General features: G+C 72.3%; 4 protein-coding genes. 3 read left to right on the top strand and 1 reads right to left on the bottom strand.

Annotated elements, in window-relative coordinates; genetic code table 11:
• The first annotated feature begins 68 nt into the window (after positions 1-68).
• From CCN35_RS00100 to CCN35_RS00090, 3 genes are all read left to right on the top strand, one after another.
• On the top strand, positions 69-1,424 hold the full coding sequence (locus CCN35_RS00100) for a glutamine synthetase family protein (protein ID WP_086791043.1): 1,356 nt from the start codon (positions 69-71) through the stop codon (positions 1,422-1,424).
• 63 nt (positions 1,425-1,487) lie between these two features.
• Positions 1,488-2,774 (top strand): cytochrome P450, encoded by a 1,287-nt coding sequence (locus tag CCN35_RS00095; RefSeq protein WP_067389402.1) that lies wholly within the window; start codon positions 1,488-1,490, stop codon positions 2,772-2,774.
• A gap of 182 nt (positions 2,775-2,956) precedes the next feature.
• On the top strand, positions 2,957-4,120 hold the full coding sequence (locus tag CCN35_RS00090; RefSeq protein WP_067389399.1) for an MFS transporter: 1,164 nt from the start codon (positions 2,957-2,959) through the stop codon (positions 4,118-4,120).
• A 21-nt stretch (positions 4,121-4,141) separates the two neighbouring features.
• On the opposite strand, the gene CCN35_RS00085 is transcribed toward CCN35_RS00090, so the two are convergent.
• A complete protein-coding gene (locus CCN35_RS00085; RefSeq protein ID WP_086791041.1) occupies positions 4,142-6,649 on the bottom strand; it encodes an ATP-dependent Clp protease ATP-binding subunit in 2,508 nt (835 codons plus the stop codon).
• Positions 6,650-6,783: the final 134 nt, after the last annotated feature.

Genomic DNA, 6,783 nt, shown 5'->3' with positions numbered 1-6,783 from the left:
CCCCCTCTCCCCCTCTCCCAGCGCCTGCTTCGGCCTGGGAAGCGCCCCCTTTCCCAGAGGAGACCTTGGTGAGCCCCTCCGACTCCCCCTCCGTCCGCCGGCACCAGGAACGGCTCGCCGCCGAGGGCATCGACGTGGTCCGGGTGACCTACCCCGACCTCATCGGCACCGAGCGCGCCCGGGACGTCCTCCTGGAGCACCTGCCGTCGGCCTGCGACCATGGTCTGGCCTTCTGCCGCGCCGTGTACCACACCAGCCCGCAGGGCGACGTGGTCCCGGTCACCGGCGGCCTGGACGCGGGCCTGCCCGACATCTGCGTGACACCGGATCTCGACACCCTCGTGCCGCTGCCGTGGGAGCCCGGCGTGGCAAGCTGCCTGGGCGACGTCACCGACCCGGTCACCAAGGCGCCCGCCCCCGAGTCACCCCGCGACCTGCTGCGCACCGTTCTCGCCCGCTGCGAGGAGCACGGGCTGCACCCGGTGATCGGTCCCGAACTGGAGTACTTCCTGTGCGAGGCCGTGCCCGGCTCCCCGCGGGGCTGGCGCCGCTACGGCGGCGCCCGGGGCGTCGTCTACACCGCGGGCCTGCGCGGGGACGACGACAACCATCTGCTGCGGGTGCTCCGCCTGCTGCGCGACGCCGGCCTCGGCATCAGCGGCGGCAACCACGAGTTCGACGGGGGCCAGTTCGAGGTCAACCTGACCCACTCCGACGCCCTGTCGGCCGCCGACCGGGCCTTCCGCTTCAAGGCGGCGGTCAAGGAGCTCGCCCGCAAGGAGGGACGCCTGGCCACGTTCATGGCCAAGCCGTTCAACGACGCGGGAGGCTCCGGCTTCCATCTGCACCTGTCCTGCGAGGACGAGAACGGCCGCAACGTCTTCGACGACCCCTCGGCGCCGCACGGCCTGTCCGCGACCGCCCGCCACGCGGTGGCCGGCGTCCTCGCCCACGCGCCCGCGCTCGCCGCGCTGGCCAATCCGACGGTCAACTCCTACAAACGCTTCGGACCGGACACCCTGGCCCCCTGGCTGATCGACTGGGGCCTGGACAACCGCAGCGCCATGGTCCGCATCCCGCCCGAGCGGGGCTCCGGCTCCCGTCTCGAACTGCGCCTGGGAGACGCCGGCGCCAACCCCTACCTGCTGATCGCCGGCACCGTGGCCGCCGCCCTGCTCGGCGTGCTGGCCGGCGAGGAGCCGCCGGCCCCGCTGGAGGGCTACGGCTACGACACCGCCCGGTCGGCCGTGCTGCCGACCACCCTGTCCGCCGCGCTGGACGCCCTGGAGGCCGACACCGCGCTGACCGACGTCCTCGGCAAGGACTTCACCGCCTCCTACCTCGCCTACAAGCGCAACGAGGTCGAACGCTTCGAACGGTACGTCACCGACTGGGAGTTCACCGAGTACGCCCACCACATCTGACCACCCGCCCGCGACACCGGGCCCGGCCGGCACCGGGCCCCCGACGTCAAGGAGACGCCGTCCATGACCACCCCGACCCTGTCCGACGCCCTCCGCGAGCCGCTGCCGCTGGCCGAGGTGAACCTCGCCGACCCCGACAACTTCACCGACGGCATCACCCCCTGGCGCATGTTCCACACCCTGCGCCACGAGGACCCGGTGCACTGGCAGCCCGAGGAGGCGCCCAACTCCGGCTTCTGGGCGGTGACCCGGCACGCGGACATCGTCCGTGTCGACCGCGATCCCGAGACGTTCACCTCCACCAGGTTCGTCAACCTCGAGGAGGTCGACGACGACCAGATCAAGAAGCGTGCCTCCATCCTCGAGCTCGACGGGGTCCGCCACCGGGCGCTGCGCGGCCTGATCCAGCGTCAGTTCGGCGCAGGCGTGATCAACAGCTACACCGACTTCCTGCGCGGCCTGACCGCGACCACCCTGGACGCGGCCCTGGCCAAGGGCACCTTCGACTTCGTCAAGGAGGTCTCCGCCGACTTCCCCATCAATGTGCTGGCCCGGCTGCTCGACGTGCCCCCGGAGGACAACCGGCAGCTCATCGAGTGGGGCAACCGCATCATCGGCAACACCGACCCGGACTACGCCGACGTCCTGCTGCACAGCGAGGAGAGCGAGAAGTACCGCGATCTGCCCTTCCGCTCCCCCGCCGCCCTGGAGGTCTTCGCCTACGGCCGCGAACTGGCACGGCAGCGGCGCGGCGGCAACGGCACCGACCTGGTCTCCCAGCTGGTCAACACCACCCCGCGGGACGGCGTCCCGCTGTCCCCGCAGGACTTCGACAACTACTTCCTGCTGCTGGTGGTCGCGGGCAACGAGACGACCCGGCACACCATCACCCACTCCATGCTGGCCCTGATCCAGCACCCCGAGCAGCTGGCCCGTCTTCAGGAGGACCCCTCCCTGATCCCCACCGCGGTCGAGGAGTTCCTGCGCTGGGCCTCCCCCGTGTACCACTTCCGCCGCACCGCCACCCGGGACGTGGAGCTCGGCGGCAAGCGGATCAAGGAGGGCGACAAGGTCGTCATGTGGTTCGCCTCCGGCAACCGCGACGAGGAGGTCTTCGGCAACCCGTACGACTTCGACGTCACCCGGCAGAACAACGACCACATCACCTTCGGCAAGGGCAGCCCCCATCTGTGCCTGGGCAACCTCCTCGCCCGCACCGAGATCCGGATCATGTTCGAGGAGCTGATCCCGCGGCTGGCCGACATCCGTCTGGCCGGGGACGTGCCCCGGGTCCGTTCCAACTTCGTCAACGGCATCAAGCGGCTCCCGGTGGAGGTGACGCTCGCCTGACGCCGTCTGCGCGACCGGGGCGGGGCCGCCGCCCGTCCCGGTGCACCCGCCCCGCCCCGGCCGGCGGCTCCCCGCCGCCGCCCGGCGGCTCGTCCGGGCCGGAAACCCGGCGGCGTCCTCCCGATGCGCGCTGCTAGCCTGATTTTGTGCCGCTATTGAACAAAACCCGTCCGTGCCCGCTCGTGCGGGACGACTCCCTCGTCCGTCTCCGTATCGCCCTCACCGCCTTCTTCGCCCTGGACGGCTTCGTCTTCGCCGGCTGGGTGGTCCGCATCCCGGCGATCAAGCAGCAGACCGGCGCCTCGGCCGGCGGCCTCGGTCTGGCGCTTCTGGGCGTCTCCGCGGGCGCGGTGGTCACCATGGCGCTGACCGGCCGTCTGTGCCGCCGGCACGGCAGCCACCGGATCACCGTGGTGTACGCCGTGCTGCTCTCCCTCGGCGTCGCCCTGCCCCCGCTCACCCACTCCGTCCTGGCGCTCGGCGCGGTCCTGCTGCTCTTCGGGGCCGCGTACGGCGGCATCAGCGTCGCCTTCAACAGTGCGGCCGTGGACCTGGTGGCCGCGCTGCGCCGGCCGGTCATGCCGAGCTTCCACGCCGCCTTCAGCCTCGGCGCCATGCTGGGCGCGGGACTCGGCGGGCTCGTGGCCGCCCATCTCTCCCCCGCCCGCCACCTGTTCGGCCTCACCCTGATCGGCCTGCTCGTCACCGCCCTCGCGGGCCGCACCCTGCTGCGGCACGAACCTCCGGTGCCGGCGGAGCGCGTACGGCCCGAGGAGGGCCGCCCGCGCCGGACGGACCGCCGCACCCGGGGACTCGTCCTGGTCCTGGGCCTGATCGCCCTGTGCACGGCCTACGGCGAGGGGGCCATGGCCGACTGGGGCGCGCTGCACTTCCAGCAGGACCTGGGTGCCTCTGCGGGCACGGCGGCGGCCGGCTACTCCTGCTTCGCCCTGGCGATGACCCTCGGACGGCTGAGCGGCACCGCCCAGCTCGAACGGCTGGGCCGTACCCGCACGCTCGTGGCCGGCGGTGCGCTCGCCGCGGCCGGCATGCTGCTCGGCTCGCTCGCGCCGTCGGTGTGGGCGGCGCTGCTCGGCTTCGCCGTCACCGGGCTCGGACTGGCCAATCTCTTCCCCGTGGCCGTGGAGCGCGCCGGTGCGCTGGCCGGTCCGGGCGGTGTCGCGACCGCCTCCGCCCTCGGGTACGGCGGCATGCTGCTCGGTCCGCCCGTGATCGGCTTCATGGCCGACTGGGTCTCGCTGCCGGCCGCGCTCACCAGCGTCGCCGTGCTGGCCGCCGTCGCCGCCGCGATCGCCTTCGCGACCCGGAGGTCGGTGGGCGAGTGACGGCCGGCCCCGTGGCTGCGCTCAGGCGGCCGAGGCGGACTTCGGGTGTTCGACCCGGCAGACCAGGGCGTCCTTGTCGACGTCCGCCACGATCGTGTCACCGGGGGAGGCCGAGTCGCTCAGCAGCAGGGAGGCGATGCGGTTGTCCAGCTCGGTCTGGATGGTGCGGCGCAACGGGCGGGCACCGAACTCCGGCTGGTGGCCGTGGGCGATCAGCAGCTTCTTCGCGGCGTCGGTGACCTTCAGCTCCAGCCCCTGGGCGCGCACCCGGCGGCGGCTGCCCTCCAGCAGCATCTCCAGGATCCGGCCGAGGTCCTCCTCGCTCAGGCGGTGGAAGATGATGATGTCGTCGATGCGGTTGAGGAACTCCGGCAGGAACCGCGCGCGCAGGTCCTCCATCAGCTGGTCCTTGATGGCGGAGACGTCGCCCTGGTGGGCCAGGATCCGCTGGGCGCCGATGTTGGAGGTCATGATGACCACGGTGTTGCGGAAGTCGACGGTGCGGCCCTGGGCGTCGGTGAGCCGTCCGTCGTCGAGGACCTGGAGCAGGGTGTTGAAGACGTCCGGATGGGCCTTCTCCACCTCGTCGAACAGCAGCACGCTGTAGGGCTGCCGGCGCACCTTCTCGGTGAGCTGGCCGGCCTCCTCGTGTCCGACATAGCCGGGCGGGGCGCCGACGAGCCGGGAGACGGTGTGCTTCTCCTGGAACTCGCTCATGTCGAAGCGGACCATGCGGTCCTCGTCGCCGAACAGCAACTCGGCGAGCGTCTTGGCCAGTTCCGTCTTGCCGACACCGGTGGGGCCGAGGAAGAGGAAGGAGCCCACGGGCCGGTTCGGGTCGCTCATGCCGGCCCGGCTGCGGCGCACCGCCTGTGCGATCGCGGCGACCGCCTCGTCCTGGCCGACGACCCGGTCGTGCAGGGCCTCCTCCAGTTTCAGCAGCCGTTCCTTCTCGCTCTCGGTCAGCTGGGCGACGGGGATGCCGGTGCGCCGGGACAGCACCTCGGCGATGTCGGCGGCGGTCACCTCGAGGACCCCCTCGCGGCGCTCGGCCAGCCCCGCCAGCTCCGTCTCCACCTCGGTGATCCGCTCCTTGAGCTCGGCGGCCCGCTCGAAGTCCTCGGCGGCGACGGCCTGGTCCTTCTCCCGGCGCAGCTTGGCCAGCCTGTCCTCGCGCTCCGCGACCTCGGTGGACCGGTTCAGGGAGCGCAGGCGCACCCGTGCCCCGGCCTGGTCGAGCAGGTCGATGGCCTTGTCGGGCAGGAAGCGGTCGGTGACGTACCGGTCCGAGAGCTCGGCCGCGGCGACCAGGGCGTCGTCGCTGTAGCGGACCTGGTGGTGGGCCTCGTAGGAGTCGCGCAGGCCCTCCAGGATCTGCACGGTCTCCTCGACGCCGGGCTCGGGCACCATGACCGGCTGGAAGCGGCGCTCCAGGGCGGCGTCCTTCTCCACGTGCCGGCGGTACTCGTCGAGCGTGGTGGCCCCGACGACATGGAGCTCGCCGCGGGCGAGGGCCGGTTTGAGGATGTTGCCCGCGTCCATGGCGCCCTCGCCGGAGGCACCGGCGCCGACGACGTTGTGCAGTTCGTCCAGGAACAGGATCGTCGACTCGGAGGCCGCCTTGACCTCGTCGATGACCTTCTTCAGCCGCTCCTCGAACTGGCCCCGGTACTGGGTGCCCGCCACCAGCCCGGGGAGGTCCAGGGCGACCACCCGCTTGTTCTCCAGGGATTTGGGGACGTCCCCGTTGACGATCCGCTGGGCGAGCCCCTCCACGATCGCGGTCTTGCCGACCCCCGGCTCGCCGATCAGGACGGGGTTGTTCTTCGCACGGCGGGAGAGGATCTCGACGGTCTGCTCGATCTCCGCGGCGCGTCCCACCACCGGGTCCAGCTTTCCGGCCCGTGCCTCCTCGGTCAGGTCGCGGCCGTACTGGTCCAGGGTCGGGGTGGCGCTCGGCGTCTCTCCCCCGCCCGGCGCGGTGTCGGGACGGGACGCCGTGTCGGCGCTGCGGCGCACCTGGTCGGCCCCGATGCCGTGGGCGGCCAGGATGCGCGCCGCCGGGGAGCCCGGGGTGTCCACCAGGGCGCCGAGGATGTGCTCGGGTCCGATGTACGACACCCCGGCCGCCCGGGAGTGCTCGTAGGCGCGCAGCAGCACCCGCTTGGCCGCCGGGGTCAGGCCGGGCTGTGCGGAGGGCAGGGCGCTCTCACCGGGCAGGGCCTCGGCGATGTCCGCGCCGAGACGGTCCGGATCGGCCCCGGCCTGGGCGAGCAGTCCGCGGGCCGGCTCCACCTGGGTGCACGCCCACAGCAGATGCTCGGTGTCCAGGTCGGAACTGCCGTCCTCGGCCGCCCGTTTGGTGGCCTGGTTGATCAACTCGCGTGCCGACTCGGTCAGCAGCCGTCCGATCGGCACACGCTGCACCCGTGGGGGCGAGGCGGCGGGCGTCATGCCGAAGAAGCGGTTGAGGATCTCGGAGAACGGGTCCGAGCCGCCGAAGGCGGCACCGAAGGGGGACATCGTCATGATCGCCGTCCGGGGCAGGGGAAAGCGTGTCTCCTCTCTACCCCAGCGCACCGCATGGTCCGTCGCAACGCGACCTACGCCGACCCGGTGCCGCACGGGCACGCCCTCCCCGCCGGCACCGGGTCGGCGTAGGT

It is taken from the genome of Streptomyces thermovulgaris, from assembly GCF_002155915.1.
In the GTDB taxonomy this organism is placed as follows: Bacteria; Actinomycetota; Actinomycetes; order Streptomycetales; family Streptomycetaceae; genus Streptomyces; species Streptomyces thermovulgaris.
Note: the sequence above shows the minus strand (reverse complement) of the source record. Positions and strands in the feature narration are given on the sequence as shown.